This window comes from Brevibacterium renqingii, assembly GCF_017808105.1.
GTDB lineage: Bacteria > Actinomycetota > Actinomycetes > Actinomycetales > Brevibacteriaceae > Brevibacterium > Brevibacterium renqingii.
On the sequence record NZ_JADBHF010000003.1, the window covers coordinates 101,195 to 119,898 of the forward strand.

Annotated in this window: 17 protein-coding genes; 2 read left to right on the forward strand and 15 right to left on the reverse strand. The window is 67.1% G+C overall.

Going from position 1 to position 18,704, the window contains the following annotated elements; genetic code table 11:
• Nucleotides 1-42: 42 nt before the first annotated feature.
• Together IHE57_RS04450 and dxr are read right to left on the reverse strand one after the other, a co-directional pair.
• Entirely contained in the window at nucleotides 43-1,548 is a 1,506-nt protein-coding gene (locus IHE57_RS04450; RefSeq protein ID WP_216629898.1) for a M50 family metallopeptidase, read from the reverse strand.
• Nucleotides 1,545-2,816 carry a 1-deoxy-D-xylulose-5-phosphate reductoisomerase gene (dxr, locus tag IHE57_RS04455; protein ID WP_209371128.1) on the reverse strand — a complete coding sequence of 424 codons (1,272 nt, stop codon included), beginning with the start codon at nucleotides 2,814-2,816 and terminating at the stop codon, nucleotides 1,545-1,547. The genes IHE57_RS04450 and dxr overlap by 4 nt, the downstream gene beginning before the upstream one ends.
• A 147-nt stretch (nucleotides 2,817-2,963) precedes the next feature.
• Between dxr and IHE57_RS04460 the strand changes: the two genes are divergently transcribed.
• The gene (locus tag IHE57_RS04460) at nucleotides 2,964-4,163 is read left to right on the forward strand and encodes an acyl-CoA dehydrogenase family protein (protein WP_209371324.1); all 1,200 of its coding nucleotides are present in this window, start codon (nucleotides 2,964-2,966) and stop codon (nucleotides 4,161-4,163) included.
• A gap of 99 nt (nucleotides 4,164-4,262) precedes the next feature.
• On the opposite strand, the gene IHE57_RS04465 is transcribed toward IHE57_RS04460, so the two are convergent.
• From IHE57_RS04465 to rpsB, 9 genes are all read right to left on the reverse strand, one after another.
• A complete protein-coding gene (locus tag IHE57_RS04465; RefSeq protein WP_366933851.1) occupies nucleotides 4,263-5,123 on the reverse strand; it encodes a N5-glutamine methyltransferase family protein in 861 nt (286 codons plus the stop codon).
• A 133-nt stretch (nucleotides 5,124-5,256) separates the two neighbouring features.
• A complete protein-coding gene (locus tag IHE57_RS04470) occupies nucleotides 5,257-5,925 on the reverse strand; it encodes a hypothetical protein (RefSeq protein ID WP_209371132.1) in 669 nt (222 codons plus the stop codon).
• The gene (locus IHE57_RS04475) at nucleotides 5,918-6,478 is read right to left on the reverse strand and encodes a DivIVA domain-containing protein (RefSeq protein ID WP_209323287.1); all 561 of its coding nucleotides are present in this window, start codon (nucleotides 6,476-6,478) and stop codon (nucleotides 5,918-5,920) included. Before IHE57_RS04475 ends, IHE57_RS04470 begins: the two co-directional genes overlap by 8 nt.
• Nucleotides 6,479-6,628: 150 nt before the next feature.
• Complete coding sequence (gene rlmN / locus IHE57_RS04480; RefSeq protein WP_209371133.1) at nucleotides 6,629-7,930, reverse strand: 23S rRNA (adenine(2503)-C(2))-methyltransferase RlmN; 1,302 nt, start codon at nucleotides 7,928-7,930, stop codon at nucleotides 6,629-6,631.
• Between the two features lie 190 nt (nucleotides 7,931-8,120).
• Nucleotides 8,121-9,143, reverse strand: a complete 1,023-nt coding sequence (locus IHE57_RS04485) for a phosphatidate cytidylyltransferase (RefSeq protein WP_209371134.1) — start codon at nucleotides 9,141-9,143, stop codon at nucleotides 8,121-8,123.
• Nucleotides 9,143-9,700, reverse strand: coding sequence for a ribosome recycling factor (gene frr / locus IHE57_RS04490; RefSeq protein WP_209323290.1), 558 nt, complete (start codon nucleotides 9,698-9,700; stop codon nucleotides 9,143-9,145). Before frr ends, IHE57_RS04485 begins: the two co-directional genes overlap by 1 nt.
• A gap of 166 nt (nucleotides 9,701-9,866) precedes the next feature.
• Nucleotides 9,867-10,619, reverse strand: coding sequence for a UMP kinase (pyrH, locus tag IHE57_RS04495; RefSeq protein WP_209323291.1), 753 nt, complete (start codon nucleotides 10,617-10,619; stop codon nucleotides 9,867-9,869).
• A gap of 183 nt (nucleotides 10,620-10,802) precedes the next feature.
• On the reverse strand, nucleotides 10,803-11,630 hold the full coding sequence (gene tsf / locus IHE57_RS04500) for a translation elongation factor Ts (protein WP_209371135.1): 828 nt from the start codon (nucleotides 11,628-11,630) through the stop codon (nucleotides 10,803-10,805).
• A gap of 33 nt (nucleotides 11,631-11,663) precedes the next feature.
• Nucleotides 11,664-12,569: a 30S ribosomal protein S2 gene (gene rpsB / locus IHE57_RS04505; protein ID WP_209371136.1), complete on the reverse strand. Its 906-nt coding sequence runs from the start codon at nucleotides 12,567-12,569 to the stop codon at nucleotides 11,664-11,666.
• Between the two features lie 566 nt (nucleotides 12,570-13,135).
• On the opposite strand from rpsB, the gene IHE57_RS04510 reads away from it, so the two are divergent.
• A complete protein-coding gene (locus IHE57_RS04510) occupies nucleotides 13,136-14,224 on the forward strand; it encodes a D-alanyl-D-alanine carboxypeptidase family protein (protein WP_253719906.1) in 1,089 nt (362 codons plus the stop codon).
• A 34-nt stretch (nucleotides 14,225-14,258) separates the two neighbouring features.
• On the opposite strand, the gene IHE57_RS04515 is transcribed toward IHE57_RS04510, so the two are convergent.
• The 4 genes from IHE57_RS04515 to IHE57_RS04530 are packed head-to-tail and all read right to left on the reverse strand — an operon-like array spanning nucleotide 14,259 to nucleotide 18,533.
• Nucleotides 14,259-15,296, reverse strand: coding sequence for a tyrosine recombinase XerC (locus tag IHE57_RS04515; RefSeq protein WP_209371137.1), 1,038 nt, complete (start codon nucleotides 15,294-15,296; stop codon nucleotides 14,259-14,261).
• Nucleotides 15,297-15,328: 32 nt separating this feature from the next.
• On the reverse strand, nucleotides 15,329-16,588 hold the full coding sequence (gene dprA, locus IHE57_RS04520) for a DNA-processing protein DprA (protein WP_209371138.1): 1,260 nt from the start codon (nucleotides 16,586-16,588) through the stop codon (nucleotides 15,329-15,331).
• Nucleotides 16,585-18,135, reverse strand: a complete 1,551-nt coding sequence (locus IHE57_RS04525; protein WP_209371140.1) for a YifB family Mg chelatase-like AAA ATPase — start codon at nucleotides 18,133-18,135, stop codon at nucleotides 16,585-16,587. Before IHE57_RS04525 ends, dprA begins: the two co-directional genes overlap by 4 nt.
• Entirely contained in the window at nucleotides 18,132-18,533 is a 402-nt protein-coding gene (locus tag IHE57_RS04530) for a YraN family protein (protein WP_253719907.1), read from the reverse strand. Before IHE57_RS04530 ends, IHE57_RS04525 begins: the two co-directional genes overlap by 4 nt.
• Nucleotides 18,534-18,704: the final 171 nt, after the last annotated feature.

An 18,704-nucleotide genomic window follows, 5' to 3' on the forward strand; every position in this document is an offset into this window, starting at 1 on the left:
CGCCGGTCACCGCGCCCGCTTCCCTGCGCGCCGGAGTTGCGCCTACCCTCCGGAGCCGAAGATCGCGTCGAGGGTGATCGGTTTGACGAGGTCGACGTAGATGAGCAGCGCGGTCATACACAGCATCAGCCCGATGCAGACGTAGGTCAGCGGCAGCAGCTTCGCCGTGTCGAAGGGTCCGACCAGTCCGCGCCCGCGCCACCGGTTGATGCGGCGGCGACCGCCTTCGTAGAGTCCGACGGCGATGTGTCCGCCGTCGAGCGGCAGCAGCGGAATCATGTTGAACGCGAACAGGAAGATGTTGAGCGAGCCGAGCATGCCCAGTCCCATCTGCGCCTTGTCGAGGACGTCGATGCGATCGGTGGACACGATCTCGCCGGCGATGCGGCCGACGCCGACCATGCCGACGAGTCCTTCGGCGTCGCGGTCCTTCGTCCCGAGCGCGACCTCGCCGATGTCGACAAGTTTGACCGGGAGGGTGGCGATGGCGTGGAAGACGCCTGAGACCTGGTCCCAGACGGCACCGGGGAATTCGCCGATCGGCAGGGGGGCGCGTTCATACACTGGGCCGACGCCGAAGAAGCCCTCGGTCACCGTCTGCGGGGTGCCGTCCGGATTCGTCAGCGGCCTGTCCGCCTCGTCGAGCTTCGGCCGTTCGGAGGCGATGATCGGCACGCTGACCGATTCGGCCTTGCCGTCGCGGATGAAGTCGACCTCGACGCGCTGACCGGCATGGTCCTTGATCACCGCCGACAGCTGGTCCCAGTCCTCCGTCTCGACGCCGGCGATCGCGGTGATCTCATCGCCGGGTTCGATGCCCGCCTCCCAGGCGGGGGTGAGCTGATCGTCGTCACGGCACGTGTTCCGATCCGCGGCGGGCCGCTGTGCGGCCTCGGAGGCGGGCACGGCGCATTCGACGACGGTCTCGACCGTGGTCGTCGGCGTCATCACACCGATGCCCAGCAGCGAGAGCGCCATGATGAGGATGCCGAGGACGAGATTGACGAAGGGGCCTGAGAACATGACGACCAGTCGCTTGGCCACGCTGAGCGCATAGAACGTCCGGTGCTCCTCCCCCGGCTCGATCTCCTGATTCGAGAACTCCCTGGCGTCGGCCATTGTGTTCTCGAACAGCCGCCCTTTCCGTCGCGGCCGGCGCGGTACGGCGTCCGCTTCGTCGCTCGGGGTCGGAACCTGGTGCTCCTGCGCGGCGCCCTCGCCGATGCGGCCCGCATCTCCCGGCTCGCCGCCGGCCTCCCGCGCTCCGGCGGAGACCGTCTCGCCTTCGAGACGCTGCGCAGTCGCCTGTTCGGGCGGGTACATTCCGGGCATCGCGATGAAACCGCCGAGCGGGAACGCCTTCACTCCGTACTCGGTCTCGCCTCGTCGGAAGGAGAAGAGCGTCGGGCCGAATCCGACCATGTAGTGCGTGACCTTGACCCCGAAGCGTTTGGCCGGGGTGAGATGGCCCAATTCGTGCAGACCGATGGAGATCGAGATGCCGATGAGGAACAGGACGATCCCGACGATGTAGAGCACAGCTGTCATCCGCGGCCCCCGTTGCGCGCTCCGGCGGACTGTTTCGCGGAGGCCTTCTGCTCAGCCTCGGCCTTCTGCGCGAGGACGTCGTTCGAGGCGAATTCCCTGGCCCAGGCATCGGCGGCCAGGACCGTGTCCACGGTGTGTTCGGCGGCCGGCTCATGCGCGGCCAACGCTCGGGCCAGCCCCTTGTCGATGCCGGTGAAGGCGATGTCTCCGGCGATGAAGGCGGCGACGAGGACCTCATTGGCGGCGTTGAGCACTGCCGGGCAGCTGCGTCCTCGCCGTCCGGCGTCGATGGCCAGTCCGAGGGCAGGGAACGCGAGGTGGTTGACCGGTTCGAACGACCAGTGCATGGGCTGGCCCCAGTTGAGCGGCACCGCCGCCGAGGCCAACCTCGTCGTCGAACCGTCCGCCTGGGTCCCGAGCGCATAGGAGATGGGCAGGCGCATGTCCGGTGGGGAGATCTGCGCGATCGTCGAGGCATCGCTGAACTCGACCATCGAATGGATGTGCGACTGCGGATGGACCACGACCTCGATGCAGTCGAAGTCGATGTCGAAGAGCAGATGGGCCTCGATGACCTCGAGGCCCTTGTTGACCAGGGTCGCGGAATTGATGGTGATCATCGACCCCATCGACCAGGTGGGATGGTTGAGCGCCTGCGCGGGAGTCACACGCCGCAGGGCATCACGGGTCATCCCGCGGAAGGGACCGCCGGAGGCGGTGATGACGAGCTTGCTGACCTCGGCATGGGTGCCGGCGCGCAGCGCCTGGGCGATGGCCGAGTGCTCACTGTCGACGGGGATGAGGCGGGCACCGGTGGCGCGGGCGGCGTCGAGGACGATGGAGCCGCCGATGATGAGGGACTCCTTGTTCGCCAGGGCCACATCGGTGCCGCGGGCCAGCGCGGCCAGCGTCGTTCCGAGGCCCGCGGCCCCGGTGATCGCGTTGACGACCATGTCCGCGTCCAGACCGGCGACCGCCTCGGCGGCGGTGTCACCGAGGTGGATGGCCTCGACGGGATCGCTCACGCCTCGTTCGGCGGCGAGTCGGGCCAGGCGACGACGCACCTCGGCCTCTCCTCCAGCCGGAGGTGTGGTGAGACCGATGACGGGAACGCAGAAATCGAGAGCCTGCTCGAGCAGGAGGTCGAGTTGGGAGCCTGCCGCCAACCCGATGAGCGCGTGCTCATCACGGTGTTCGGACAGGACGTCGAGGGCCTGGGTGCCGACCGAACCGGTGGAGCCGACTACAATGATTCTACGTTTACTCACGCCAACCGATGATGCCAAAGTTCTCTGGGAAATGACTCGACATCGAAAGGGAACGATGGCCGTTCGTCGGTCGTTCGGCGGGCCGATCCCCGTCAGATGCGCCGCAAGGTCTGTGAGTGAGGACAATCAATGGCGAAAGAGATGGATATGAGCAAGACGCTGAGCCCCGACGACATCCTCGGACTGGATTCGATCTTCGAACCCGATGACCTCGAATTCGCAACGATTGTGAAGAAGTGGTTGGACGAGAACGTCCGCGAGAAGATCGGCGACTACTTCCTCGACGCCACCATCCCCGCTCGCGAGCTGGCCGAAGGCCTCGGCGAGCTCGGCCTGCTGGGCATGCATCTCGACGGCTACGGCTGCGGCGGCTCGACCGCGACCCAGTACGGTCTGGCCTGCCGTGAGCTCGAGGCCGTCGACTCCGGCCTGCGCTCGCTCGTATCGGTGCAGGGTTCGCTGGCGATGTTCGCCATCCACCACTTCGGCTCGGAGGCGCAGAAGGAGGAGTGGCTGCCGAAGATGGCCGCGGGCAAGGCGATCGGCTGCTTCGGCCTGACCGAACCCGACGTCGGCTCCGATCCTTCCGGGATGAAGACGACTGCGAAGAAGGACGGCACCGACTGGATCCTCAATGGTGCGAAGATGTGGATCACGAACTCGCCGGTCTCCGACGTCATGGTCGTGTGGGCCAAGACCGAGGAGATCGACGACAAGGGCAAGTCGGTCGTGCGCGGCTTCGTCGTCCCCTCGGACACCGAGGGAGTCCAGACTCCGGAGATCCATCGGAAGATCTCGCTGCGGGCGTCGATCACCGGTGAGATCGTCCTCGACAACGTCCGTCTGCCCGAAGACGCCATGCTGCCGAAGGCCAAGGGCCTCAAGGGGCCGCTGTCGTGCCTGTCCGAGGCCCGCTACGGCATCGTCTTCGGTGTCACCGGTGCTGCCCGCGACTCGCTGCTGTCGGCCCTGGAGTACACGGGCACTCGCGTCCAGTTCGACCGTCCGCTGTCGTCGTTCCAGATCACGCAGCAGAAGCTCGCGAAGGCCTTCGGCCAGTATTCGCAGATCACGCTGCTGGCAGCGCATCTGGGCAAGCTCAAGGACTCGGAGAAGGGTGTCCGTCCCGAACAGATCAGCCTCGGGAAGATGGTCAACGTCGACACCGCGATGAACGTCTGCCGTGACCTGCGTGCGCTCTTCGGCGGTTCGGGCATCACGAGCGAGTACCCGCCGCTGCGTCATGCGGTCAACCTCGAGACCGTGCTCACCTACGAAGGCACGCACGAAGTGCACCAGCTGACGCTGGGCCGTTCGATGACCGGGATCAACGCCTTCGCCAACTGAGGCGGCAGCGCCGGCAGCGGACCGCGCCAGGTGCGGCGCTGCGGCAGCTGAGCCTCTCACCGCCCGTCGACCCTCCGGGGTTCGGCGGGCGGTTCGCATTCACATGCCCGCACCTGAGCGTGCAGACGATGCCGGCTGCAGTTCCAGCACGACGGTCTGGTCATCCTCGCCGAGGCGGCTGTCCGCACTCATCCCCCGTGCAGCGGCAGAGACGGCCGCGGCCCGGGCCTGTTCGCGACCGACCTCGATGAGCAGGGTGCCGCCGGGGCTCAGCCAGTCCGCGGATTCGTCGATGAGCCGGTGGACGAGGTCGAGGCCGTCGGCGCCGCCGAAGAGAGCGCGCCTCGGTTCGAAGTCCACGGCTTCGCGCGGCAGGAAGTCTGCGGCCGTCTGCGGCACATAGGGCGGAACGGCCGCGATGACGTCGATGCCGCGGCGCAGCTCGTCCGGAAGCCCGTGCAGGCAATCGAGTCGGTGACCGTGCGCCTTCACTCCGGATGCCGCCCAGGCATTGTCCACGGCACACTCCACGGCCTCGGCCTGCTCATCGCCCAAGTACAGGTGCGCTTCCGGCACCGAGGCGGCCACGCACGCTCCGACCGGTCCGACTCCGCAGAATGCTTCGAGGACCACCGGCGCCGGACCCTCTGCACCGCGGCGCTGCAGCAGGGCGCTGAGCGTGCGCACGGAGGCTTCAGCGAGCAGTCTCGTCCTCTGCCTGGGCACGAAGACGCCGGGGCACACCTGGAGTCGGAGACCTGCGAAGTCGACCCAGCCGACGATCTGTTCGAGCGGTTCTCCGCTCATCCTTCGGGCCGCGAGTTCGTCCAACAGCGGACCGGCAGAAGCATCGGCGGCCTCGGGCCGAAGTGCGGCTGCTTCCGGGAGCGTCGCCGCTTCCAGGAGGATGGTCGCTTCGTCTTCGGCGAAGACGCAGCCGGCGGACCGGAGTGCTTTCACGAGTGGACGGTATCGCGAATCGTCTGCGACCACCGCGTCAGGTTCGGACTTCCGTCTGTTCGCACGTCCGGGTACACCCTCGACGTCCCGTGCAGGTTCGGACTCCCGCGCGGGCCCGGAGACCCTGTTCCCCTCAGGAGTCAGACAGAACCTCGCGCCGGAACCAGTCGAGTCCGGTCTGCGCGTCGATCGTGCCCGCGTCGGTGAGCAGCAGCTTCTGTTCCGGCGACAGCGGGACGACGGCGGCGAATTCGACACGTGAATCGCGCATCGCCTGGTCGAGGTTCGCCGTCTGCCCGTCGATGGTCACACCAACGCCTTCGAACCGGGAACGGGTGACCTTGACCGAGGCGCGTCCGGGCTCGACCGCGGCGGCCTCGATGCCGTGGAGGACGATGGTGCTGTCGGCGGTCGCCGCATCGGTGCGCAGGTCGACCATCAGACCGATGCGTGCGGCAGCGAGCAGCCCGAGCGCCCGCGCCAGGGGTGGGACATCCTCGGCGAGGGTGAGCACGGCGCCGGACTCCGGGATGACTCCCATGGTGCGCAGCACCCCGGCGAGCTTCGCGCTGCGGTCGAGCACCTCCGCGCGGTCGAGTTCGACGGGGACCGACAGCGCCGAGACCAGGCGAGGATCGGTGACCTCGCGCCCGTCGACGAGCGGTTTCTCAGGTGCGGGCCCGACGAGGACGACGTCTTCGGCGCGTCCCATCGCGATCGGGAAGTCGAGCAGTTCGTAGACCGGGTTCAGCGTTCCGGGATCGGTCTCGTTCGGGGAGGAGAAGTAGTGGAACTCAGTCAACGGAGGCCATCACTTCGACGACTCGGTCGATGAAGGCGTCGACCTGATCCTCGTCGTAGGCCTTCTTGCCCTTCGCGGTCTTGAACAGCACGCGGCGGACCTGGTCGACGCTCATCGCCACACCCTGCGTGAAGTAGGAGTTGACCTTGTCGCACATGTCGTCGACCTGGTCGATGTCGTAGCCGATGACTCCCGGTGCCGGATTGTCGAAGCGCTCTCCGGACTCGCGCACGAGACGTCCCCGCAGCGATGCGGCGACACGGGTGAGCTCGGAGACCCAGGCGTCCTGACCGGACTGGGCGATGAGGCGGTCGCGTGCCTGTTTGGCGAAGGCGTCTTCGAGTCGGTCGAGGGCCGCGTCGACGACGGCCACATGGTAGCCCTTGCGGACGAGGTCGAATCCGACCGTGCGCACCGCTCGGGAGTCGAGGTCGCCCGGCTGCGGCGTCGGCCGTTCGAAGGACTCACGCGCACGCTTGAAGAAGCTGTCGACCTGCTTGGGGTCGTATCCGTTCTTCCAACCGGACATTCGAGGGAAAGTCGTGTCCGCCATGTCTCCTCCAGAAGCGAGTGGCTGTGGTGTTTCCACCATGATAGATGGACAGCGTCGAAATTGCGTGCATGCGGCTCACAGGTGACGACAGCGGGCGCTGTCGGTTGCCGGTCAGTCGGCGCGACGCCGTTCGGCGGCAGGCGGTCGGTGTCAGTCGGCGGCGGCGAGCTGACCGCAGGCGCCGTCGATATCGGACCCGCGGGTGTCCCGGATGGTGGTGGGGATGCCGTGGTCGATCAGCCTGCGGACGAATTCATCGGCGACCTCCGGTTCCGAGGCCGTCCACACCGATCCCGGGGTCGGATTGAGTGGGATCGGATTGACGTGCACCCAGCCGCGGCCGCGGGCGTTGAGCTTCTTCGCCAGCAGTTCGGCTCGCCAGGCATGGTCGTTCATGTCCTTGATCAGCGCGTATTCGATGCTCACGCGGCGGCCGGTGACCTGGAAGTAATTGTATGCGGCGTCGATGGCCTCATCGGCCTTCCACCGTGTGTTGACCGGGATCATCTCGTCGCGCAGCTCGTCATCGGGAGCGTGGAGGCTGAGCGCGAACGTCACCGGGATGTCCTCGGCGGCGAGCTTGTTGATGCCCGGGACCAGCCCGACCGTCGAGATCGTGATCCGTCGCGGCGACATGCCCAATCCCTCGGGTGCGGGCCCGACGAAGCGGCGGACCGCATTCATCACTCGCTTGTAGTTGGCCAGGGGTTCGCCCATGCCCATGAAGACGATATTCGACACCCGTTCGGGTCCGTTCGCCGAGGCGGCCGTGTCCCGACCGTCGAATCCGGGCTCGCCGTCGCCCGGACCGTCGGCCTCGGCGCCGAGGGCGGTCTCCCCCGCCCCGGGCATGTCCGCCGACGGCGCTTCGGCGAGCTCTCCGGCGGCGATGACCTGATTGGCGCGGACGACCTGCTCGACGATCTCGGCAGTGGACATGTTGCGGGTCAGACCCTGCTGGCCGGTGGCGCAGAAGGGGCAGTTCATGCCGCAGCCGCACTGGCTGGATACGCACAGGGTGACGCGGTTGCGGTAGCGCATGAGGACGGATTCGACCAGGGCGCCGTCGAAGAGGCGCCAGAGGAACTTGATCGTGTCACCGTTCTCGGTGCGCAGGCGGCGCACCTCGGTGAGCAGGTGGGGGAAGAAGCGCTCCTGGATCTCTTCCCGCCTGTCCTTCGGCAGGTCCGTCATCGCCTCGGTGTCGGTGACGTAGTGGCTGAAGTAGTGGGTCGAGATCTGCTTGGCGCGGAAGGCGGGCAGACCCATCTCCCTGACCGCGTCGAGGCGTTCGTCCATGCTCATATCGGCCAAGTGCTGGGGCGGCTGCTTGACCCGCGCGGATTTGAAGTTGAGAAGGGGACGGCCATCGCGTGTGGGCGTCTTCGAGGTGGTGCCGTCGGCGTGTTCGACGACGGGCCTGGTCTGCCTTCTGCCTGCTTGAGATCTCACATGCCCATTGTCTCATGGCGGGCAAGCGGCTGTCGTGTGTGCGCCGCCACGCCGGGCGTAGGGCGGCCGTGCCCGGTGCACGGCGGCCCGTGCCCGGTGCACGGCGGCCCGTGCCCGGTGCACGGCGGCCAGCCCGGTGCACGGCGGCCAGCCCGGTGCACGGCGGCCAGAGGCAACCGGCCAGAACCCGTCAGAGGTAGCCGGGCAGAACGGAGAAGAGGACGAGCGCGACGGGTGCGGTCGGCAGAATCGAATCGAGCCGGTCCATCACGCCTCCGTGCCCCGGCAGCAGAGTGCCCATGTCCTTGAGCTCGAGATCGCGCTTGATCATCGATTCGCTGAAGTCGCCGAGAGTGGCGAAGGCGGGGATCACTGCACCGAAGACCAGTCCGGTCCAGAACGGGGCGTCGATCACAGTGACGGCGAGGATCGTGGCCACGGCCGCGGCGAAGACGGTCGAGCCGAGGTAGCCCTCCCAGGATTTCTTCGGTGAGATCCGCGGGGCGATGGGGTGCCTGCCCCACAGCACGCCGAAGACGTAGCCGCCGGTGTCGGAGGCGACGACTGCGGCGAGGAACATGATGACGTAGAGGTTGCCGTCGGGCTGGGTCAGCAGGTAGACGACGAAGCAGGCCATGAGGCCGACGTAGGTGAGTGCGAAGAGGGAGAGGGAGACGTCCTTGACCGCGTTCTTGCGGCGCTCGACCATCGTGAAGAGCATGACCGCGCCGGCGCTGGCCGCGAATGTCACCCACAGGGCCTCACGACCGCCGATGTAGGTCGCCACGACCATACAGGCGGCGGAGACCATGGTGGGCACGCGCGAGACCAGGGACCCGGAACGCGACAGCGCGTTCGCGAGTTCCCACATCGCCGCGACGATGCCGATGAGGATGATGAAGAGGAAGGAGATCGGCAGGAAGATCAGGGAGGAGAGCACGACGCCGCCGATGAGCAACCCCATGCCGATGGCTGCCGGCAGATTGCGCCCGGCCCGTCCGTAGTCCTTCTCCGGCGGTTCCTCCTCGGTCTCGGCTGCCTCGGGGTTGGGATCGAAGTCGGGGTCGTCGGGCGAGTACAGCTTATCCGTGTTGCGCAGATCCCGACGTCGCGGGAAGGGCGTCTCGGCGTGCGCGGCATCGCGTGACGGATCCGGCTCCCCGAAGGGAGCCGGATTCGCTGCGGGACTGTCGGACCCGGTCACGGCAATCATCAGACCTCGAGGAGCTCGGCTTCCTTCTGCGAGAGCAGCTGGTCGATGTTGTCGACCTTGCTCTTCGTCAGGTCGTCGAGCTCGGAGATGCCGCGGGTGACTTCGTCCTCACCGGCCTCACCGTCCTTCTTGATGCGTTCGAGCACATCCTTCGCATGGCGGCGGATGTTGCGGATGGAGACCTTGCCGTCCTCGGCCTTGCCCTTGACGATCTTGACGTATTCCTTGCGGCGCTCCTCGGTCAGCTCCGGCAGGACGACGCGGATGACGTTGCCGTCGTTGGCCGGGTTCGCTCCGATGTCGGAATTGCGCAGGGCGTTCTCGATATCGCTCAGCGTGCCCTTGTCGTAGGGGGTCACGAGGATCGTGCGGGCCTCGGGAGTCTGGAACGACGCCAGCTGCTGGAGCGGGGTCGGGGCACCGTAGTACTCGATCTCGATGTCGGCGAACAGTGCGGGGTTGGCGCGGCCGGTGCGGATCGACCCGAAGTCGTCCTGCGTGAATTCGACGGCTTTGTCCATCTTCTCTCTGGCCTCGGCCAGTGTCTCTTCAATCACGGTTCACTCTTTCCATCTCTGTAAGCTTTGGGTTCATTCTATGGGTCATGGCTGAAAAATGCCGCACCGAATCCACGCAGGAGTGTCCTCACCTGCGTGGATGCCGGCCGCATCGTTGAGGAACCGGGGTTCCTCGCGCCCGTGCCTGAGGCCGTCGGGCGATTCGTCAGTGGACGACGGTGCCGATCTTGTCGCCGATGATGGCCTTGCGCAGGTTGCCTTCTCCCTCCATCCCGAAGACGTGCATCGGCAGCCGGTTGTCCATGCACAGGGAGAACGCGGTGGCGTCGACGACCTTGAGGCCGCGCTGCAGCGCTTCCTGGTAGGTGATCTGGGAGAGCTTCTCGGCGTCCGGGTTGACCTTCGGATCGGCGGTGTAGACGCCGTCGACGCCGTTCTTCGCGATGAGCACCTCATCGGCGTGGATCTCGAGGGCACGCTGGGCGGCCACGGTGTCGGTGGAGAAGTAGGGCAGGCCGGCTCCGGCGCCGAAGATGACGACGCGGTTCTTCTCCATATGGCGCATGGCGCGGCGCGGAATGTAGGTCTCGGCCACCTGCGACATCGGGATCGCGGTCTGCACTCGAGTGTCGACTCCCGTCTGTTCGAGGAAGTCCTGCAGCGCCAGGCAGTTCATCACGGTGCCGAGCATGCCCATGTAGTCGGCGCGGGTGCGATCCATGCCGCGCTGCGACAGTTCGGCTCCGCGGAAGAAGTTGCCGCCGCCGACGACGATGCTCACTTCGACGTCCTCGACCGTGGGCGCGACCTCGCGGGCGACTGCGGCCACGACATCGGGATCGACTCCGATCCTGCCGCCGCCGAAGACCTCACCGGAGAGCTTGAGCAGGACTCGCCTGCGGTGGGTGCGGACGGGGCGGCTGACGTGGCTGGATTCGTGAACCGGGGTGCTTGTCATTGAGTCCTTCTTCCGTGCGGGCAGGTCGATACCCGGGCAGATGTTCACTCGGGTTGGTCGTCGGAGCCAGTCTAGCGAAAAACGGGGTCGGACCCATCGGTCCGACCCCGTTGCCCGGGTGAGTTCTCACTCATCCGAGGAACCTGCGAAGCAGACGTCGGTCTGCTCAGCGGTCAGTGTGCTTCAGGCTCCGACGCGGTAGCGCAGGAAGCCGGTCGCCTTGACGCCTGCAGCCTCGAGCACCTTGGCCACGGACTGCTTGGGATCCTTGGCGAATCCCTGGTCGAGCAGGCAGTTCTCCTTGAAGAAGCCGTTGACGCGTCCTTCGATGATCTTCGGCATGGCCTGTTCGGGCTTGCCTTCGTTCTTCGCGGTGTCCTCGGCGATGCGGCGCTCGTTCTCGACGATGTCGGCCGGAACCTCATCGCGGGAGAAGTACTTCGGGCTCATGGCGGCGATGTGCACGGCGACATCGTGTGCCACGGTCTCGTCGTCGCCTTCGAAGGCCAGCAGCACACCGACCTGCGGAGGCAGGTCCTTGTTGGTGCGGTGCAGGTAGGACTCGACCTTCTGGCCCTCGATGCGACCCACGCGACGCAGGTCGACCTTCTCGCCCAGGGAAGCACCGGATTCGGTGATGAACTGCGAGACCGGCTTGCCGTCGGTCTCGGCGGCCAGCAGCGTCTCGGCCGAATCGGCCTGGTTGGCCACGGCCAGCTCGAGGACCTGGTCGGCGAGCTTGACGAAGGGCTCGGACTTCGCGACGAAGTCGGTCTCCGAGTTGAGTTCGATCATGGTGCCGACGCCGCCGTCCACAGAGGTGGCGACGAGGCCGTCGGAGGTCGAGCGACCCTCGCGCTTGGTAGCACCCTTGAGGCCCTTCACACGGAGTGCCTCCATGGCCTTGGCCTGGTCGCCGTCGGACTCGTCAAGAGCCTTCTTGACGTCCATCATTCCCGCGCCGGTCTTCTCGCGCAGTGCCTTGATGTCAGCGGCAGTGTAGTTTGCCATTCTCTCTCCTCAGGATGGTGGAGTTAAAGGAAATCAGGACTCTGTCGACTCGGTGGAGTCGGCAGCGGCTTCAGCGGCCGGAGCAGCTGCGGCGGCCTCAGCTTCAGCAGCCGGAGTGTCTTCGGCGGCCTGAGCGGCAGCTTCGGCAGGCGTCTCCTCGTCCGTCTTGCCTTCGAGCAGTTCGCGTTCCCATTCGGGCATGGGCTCGACGGCTGAGACGTTCTTCTCACCGGCCTGCTCGTCCGAGGAGTGACGGGCGATGAGGCCCTCGGCCACGGCATCGGCGACCACGCGGGTGAGCAGCGAGACCGAGCGGATGGCGTCGTCGTTGCCCGGGATCGGGTAGGTGACGTCGTCGGGATCGCAGTTGGTGTCGAGGATGCCGATGACCGGGATCCCGAGCTTCTTGGCTTCGTCGACGGCGAGGTGTTCCTTCTTGGTGTCGACGATCCAGACGGCCGACGGGGTGCGCTGCATGTCGCGGATTCCGCCGAGGGTCTTCTCGAGCTTGTCCTTCTCGCGACGCAGGATGAGCAGTTCCTTCTTGGTGTGCGAGGAACCTGCAACGTCGTCGAAGTCGATCTCTTCGAGTTCCTTGAGGCGGCGCAGACGCATCGAGATGGTCTGGAAGTTCGTGAGCATACCGCCGAGCCAACGCTGGTTGACGTAGGGCTGGCCCACGCGCTTGGCCTGTTCGGCGATGGATTCCTGGGCCTGCTTCTTGGTGCCGACGAAAAGGATCGAGCCGCCGTGGGCCACGGTCTCCTTGACGAACTCGAAGGCGTTGTCGATGTAGCCCAGCGACTTCTGCAGGTCGATGATGTAGATGCCGTTGCGCTCGGTGAAGATGAAGCGCTTCATCTTCGGGTTCCAACGACGGGTCTGGTGTCCGAAGTGAACGCCGCTGTCGAGCAGCTGGCGGATGGTGACGACGGCCATGCCGACGCCCTCCTTTCTGTGCACCCTTGAGGTGCCTTTGCGTCACGCGCGCGTCAGTCGCTGCGATCTCGGATCGAGGCGAGCGACTGAAGCGTCGATGACTGTTTTCGGTTGATGCCTGGTATCCGGTTCATCCGCCCCACAGACACACCTGGCAGTGGCCTGCACCACGGGACGGAGAAGAATTCGAATACGCGTAGTCAGAAGACACGCTTCTGCTGGGTTCAGTCTATCCCGGTCGGCCAATCCATTTCCAATCGACAGCTCCCTCGCCGAGGCGGCCCACCGGTCACCGTGGACGCATCGACTTGCGCGTCAGAGCGTGTGGACAGTCGGGTCGGCCCCGGTGCAACGGGCCGCGCGCTGCGCCGATTCCGGTCGGCCGGCTCGCCGCATCCGTCCGTCTCACCTCGGCGGCTTGCGCATCGTCGCCTGCCGACTCGTGCGTCACTGTCTGCGGACAGCGGGCCGACTCGGCCGCCCCCGCCCTGTGGATCGTTCTGCCCTGTCCACAGACCGCTGCTGCGGGGATGACATCCGGACAGCCGCCGACTTCCATGTCTCGTATGAACCCCTTCGCACACGACCCGCCTCCGCGCCGGCAGCGACATCGCAGGCACCGGCGAGCTGACGACAACGGGCCCGGTCGGTCCCTCATCCTCGCCGTCCTGGCCTCGCTTCTCACCTCGGCGCTCATGCTGACGATCGCTCCCCCGGCCCCGGGCGCAACACCGCCAGCTGGAGAGTCGTCCCAGACATCGCAGGCCTCGACGGGTTCCGGCGCACGGAATTGGACCACTCCGATTCCGGCGATGGAGATCATCGGGGCCTTCGATCTGCCGGACGAACCGTGGCTGAAAGGCCATCGGGGAATCGATGTGCTCGCGGTCGAGGACGAACCGCTGCGGGCGCCGACGGCGGGCACCATCCGCTTCGCCGGGAGCGTCGCGGGTATGGACACGCTGAGCATCCTCACCGAGTCCGGGCATGTGCTGTCCTTCCAACCGGCTTCGACGTCGATGAGGAAGGGCGAGGAGTTCTCGGCCGGAGAGCGGATCGGCACGGTCGGCGCCGGGGGCCACTGCGAACGTTCATGCCTGCACATCGGAGCCTGGCCGGCCGAGACCGATCAGCGCTACGTCGATCCCGGCAAGCTCTTCGGACAGGAGCAGTCCGTTCTGCTCCCACTCTCTCGCAAACCAGCCGAGGAACCCACTGGCGGCGGCGATGCCACGACGTCGGGGGCCGGGGCCTGGGGCGGACACAGCAACGGACGGATTCCCGCATCCGCCATGTGTGAGCTTGCCAGTGCTGCCGGTCAGATGCTGCGCTGCGACGCGCAGGCCGCGTTCGACCGGCTCTCCCGTGCTTTCGAGGCGCGGTTCGGTTCCCCGATCTCCGTCACCGATGCCTACCGTGACTATGCCACGCAGGTGATCCTCAAACGCCGCAAGGGCCGGATGGCCGCGACGCCGGGGACGTCGAACCATGGGTGGGCTCTGGCCGTCGATCTCGGCAGCGGCATCAATTCCTTCGGCAGCGCCCAGCATCGGTGGATGCGGGCCAATGCGCCGAGGTTCGGATGGATCCATCCCGGGTGGGCCCGGCAGTCGGGTTCGCTGCCCGAACCCTGGCACTGGGAGTTCCGCAAATGAGCGACGTCGCTGTCTGGCGGCGCGGGCAGCGCGTTCAGGCGCGAGGATGCGCCCGGCGGTAGGTCTCCTGCAGACGCTGCATCGAGACATGCGTGTAGATCTGGGTGCTGCTCATGGTGGAGTGGCCGAGCAGCTCCTGGATCTGACGCAGGTCGGCACCGCGGTCGAGCATATGCGTGGCCGCCGAGTGGCGCAGGCCGTGCGGGCCGATGTCGGGTGCGCTCGGATCATCGGTGCCGTACCTGTGCACGAGTTCGCGCACCTGTCTGGCTCCGATGCGTCGGCCGCGGACTCCGAGGAACAGCGCCTCCCCGCTGTCGGGTCCGGCGAAGAGGTGACGGACGCTGAGCCAGGCGTCCAATGCTCGCTGGGCGGGTGCGCCGAAGGGCACGCGCCGTTCCTTGTTGCCCTTGCCGAGCACTGTGATCATCGCAGAGCGGTGGTCGACGTCGCTGCGGTCGAGGTCGGTCAGCTCGGATACGCGCACCGCAGTGGCGTAGAGCATCTCGAGGATCGCCGCGTCCCTGAGACGCTTGGCGGCGTCGAGCGGATCGTCGTCGCTCCCCCCGGGCGACCGGCCCTCTGCCGCAGGACCTCCGGCCGCGGAACCGTCCGATGGCGGAGCCTCCGCAGCGGAGATGAGTTCGGCCGCCTGATGCGGTTTGAGCACCGTGGGCAGGCGGGAGTCCTTCTTCGGAGTCCGCAGACGCGCCGCCGGATTGTTCGACAGCCCCAGTCTGTTCACGCCAAAGGCGAAGAAGGATCTGACGGCTGCGATCTTGCGTGCCACCGTGGACTTCGCGGCTCCGGCATCGTCGAGAGCGATCAGCCAGGACCGCAGATCGTCGAGTTCGATCGCAGCGACATCGATGCGCGCTGTCTCCATCTGTGATGGGCGCTTCTGCTCTTCGGCGCGTTTCCCGAGCCGCACCTTCGTCGAGTGCACGGCGTGGTCGAGGAAATCGGTGACATCGGAGACGTAGGCTCTGGCGGTGTGTTCGGAGACGTCACGCGACCTCAGGTGGTCGGCATAGCCGGACACCACCTCGGCGACGGTCGTTGATGTGCTCACATGCCCAGGATACGCGGAGGGACGACCAGGATTCACACCGGTTTCCGCAGTTTCACCCACCCGTTGTCGCGTCGTGTCGCCAGACCTGCCAGGTCGAGTGCGGCCAGGCCGTTGAGCACATCGGCAACGGTCAGTCCCGCTCGGGACGCGAGCGTTCCGACGTCGAGTGCCTTGGTCGCGGACAGCGCGTTGAGGCAGATCTTCTCCCTCTCGTCGAGCGCATCGGTCGGATCGGGCCTCGTGTGCGCCCCGCGCTGTGCCCCGTTGGGCGCGCCGCTGGGTCGTGAGCGGTCGGCATCGGCCTCATCGAACAGTCTCGGGGCGTCTTCGTCCATGAGCGCCACGACATCATCGCTGCAGGTCACGAGTTCGGCCTCGTGCTCACGCACGAGCCGGTGGGCCCCGGTCGAGGAGGCCGAATAGACGGATCCGGGGAAGGCGGCCACCTGCCGGGAGAGTTCGAGGGCGTGCCGAGCGGTGTTGAGCGCACCGCTTCTCCATCCGGCCTCGACGACGACGCTCACCTGGGCAGAGGCAGCGATGAGTCGGTTGCGCAGCAGGAAACGGTGCCGCATCGGGGTCATTCCCGGAGCGGTTTCGGACACGATGGCGCCGGTGGCGAGTATCTGTTCGAAGAGTTCGGCGTTCGCGGCCGGATAGAAGCGGTCCACTCCCCCGGCCATGAAGGCGAGCGTCGGCGCCTCACGGGCGATCGCGGCCCGATGTGCAGCCGCATCGATGCCGAATGCTCCGCCGGAGACGACGGTGATGCCGCGGGCCGCGAGGTCCCAGGCGAGGTCGGAGGCGCACTTGGTCCCATAGCTGCTCGCGGCGCGGGCCCCGACGACGGCGACGGCGCGCCTGAGCACGGCGTCCAGGCCGACGGCTCCGCGCACCCACAGGCCCAGCGGTGCGGCCGGACCCAGGTCGTCGAGCGCGTTCGGCCATTCCTCATCGCCGGGGATGACGAGCCGTCCGCCGATCCGTGCGACGCGCTCGAGGTCACGTCCGTCGGGCTGTTCGCCGGCACGCACCGCCCATCGGTCGATCGCATCGGCCAGCTGCCCGTGCCCGGCCGCCTCGGCGCCGCTCGAGGCGAGTCCGGTGACCGCCTCACCCGCGGTCGCCTCGCCGTCGGCGACGGCCGTGATGACCGAGTGCGTCGCGATCGGTCCGATCTCCTCGACCATTCGTTTGAGCAGCCCGTCGCCGGGTTCGCCGATCCGCAGCAAGGCCGCGATCGCAGCGCGGACCGAATCCGTCGTCCCTGCATCGAGTGCATCCACGTTCATGACTCCTGTGTCCTCAGGGCGAGCGCCGTTCGCATCGTGTCCGGGTCGGGGCCGCACTTTCCCGCGAGGTCGGCCAGAGTGGTCGCCACCCGCAGCACCCGGTCGTACCCGCGCATCGTGATCCGCCCCGTATCGAGGGCCCGGTCGAGGTCGGCAAGTGCGGCAGGGGTGAGGGCGAAGTGGTCACGCAGCCAGGCTCCCGGCGCCTCGGCGTTGAGACGCCACCGACAGTCGGCGAAGCGCTCGGACTGTCGGCTGCGGGCCTCGCGAACGCGGGCGGCCACGCACTCGCTGGTCTCCTGGTCGCCGCCGAGGCGGAGATCGGCCGGAGAGACGGGAAGGAGTTCGAGCTGCAGGTCGACCCGGTCGAGCAGGGGCCCGGACAGCCGGTTGCGGTAGCGCCGTTTGTCCAATGGCGTGCACCGACAGTCCGTTCCGGCTCCGGCCATCCCGACTCCGCAGGGGCACGGGTTCGCGGCCATGACGAGCTGGAACGACGCCGGCAGCACCATGGACCCCCAGGCACGGTGGATGTGGACCCGACGGGCCTCCATCGGCTGCCGCAGCGCTTCGAGCACGTCCCGGGAGAACTCGGGGGCTTCGTCCATGAACAGCACGCCGCGGTGTGCCCGGCTGAGTATGCCGACGGTGCCGGGCCGTCTGCCGCCGAGCAGCGCCGAGGCGGTGCTGCGATGGTGGGGTGCCTCGAACGGCGGCCGGTGATCGAGTCCTTCGCTGCCGTCGAGTTCTCCGCGCAGGGATCGCACCGTGGCCACTTCGACGGCTTCATCGTCATTCAGCGGCGGAAGGATGCCCGGCAGACATTGGGCGAGCAGCGTCTTTCCAGCTCCCGGACTGCCGCGCATGAGCAGGTTGTGGCCGCCCGCGGCGGCGACTTCGAGTCCGAAACGGCCCTCGGCTTGGCCTTGGACCTCGGCGAGATCGTGGAGTTCCGGGGAGAGGGGAACAGGACGGTCCATGTCGAGCACGGCCGGCAGCGGCGGCACCGCCAGTGATCCGCCGTAGCTGTTGACGAGCTCGGCCAGGGAGGCCACGGCGTGGACCCTGGCACGTCCCAGCAGAGACGCCTCGGAGGCGTTGCCGATGGGGACGACGAAGCGGTCGAAGCCCGACTGCATGCCGGTGTGCAGGGCCGGCAGCACTCCGGTGACGGGCCGGATCCTGCCGTCGAGGCCGATCTCTCCGCAGTGGATGATGTCACCGGTGTCGTCGTTGGCGATCAGGCCCAGAGCCTTGAGCACGGCAACTGCGATCCCGAGGTCGAATCCGGTGCCGATCTTCGGCACCGTGCCCGGGGTGAGGTTGATCGTCAGATGCTGGGTCGCCACGGGAGCGCCGAGGTAGGCCAGTGCCGCGCGCAGCCGTTTGCGGGATTCGCTCACGGAGGTGTCCGGCAGTCCGACGATGTCGATGCCCGGCAGTCCGGCGCTGACGCCTGCCTCGATGGACACGATCTTCCCGCTCAGTCCCCACAGGGCGACGGCCGAGGCTCGTCCGATGACTTCGGCGGAGGACTCGCTGCTCATGAGTCGACCTGGATGTTCGGGCAGTGGAAGTACTGCAGGCGCGGCTCGGTGATGATGCCGAGAGCATCGATCCGGGTGGCGGGGAAGTATTCGCGCTGCCCGCTCAGCCAGATGCCGGCCAGCATGCGGATGCGGGCGAGCTTCGTCGCGGTCACAGCCTCCAGCGGAGAGCCGAGGGCGGCGGTGCGGCGGGTCTTGACTTCGACGAAGACCGCGGTCTCACCGTCGCGGGCGATGATGTCGAGTTCCCCGCGGGGGCATCTGAAATTGCGTTCGATGATCACGAGGCCGGCGTCTTCCAAGAACGCGGCCGCCAGATCCTCGCCCCTGCCGCCCAGAGCCTGTCGGCGCATGCCTGCGGCAGTGCGTGTCCGGCCTGTTGTTCGTTTCGGTCCCATGTCGGTCAGATGACCATGTGCGGGACAGCAGTGGGAAGAGCAGGTTCTCTGCCTGTGGATGGGACTCGGGAATCCACAGCCCCTCACGCCGAAGTCAGCGACTCATCCACCGCGCGGGGCGCTCAAGTCGATGCCGGCGCGCTCAACCGGCCGGCTCAACCGGCCGGCTCA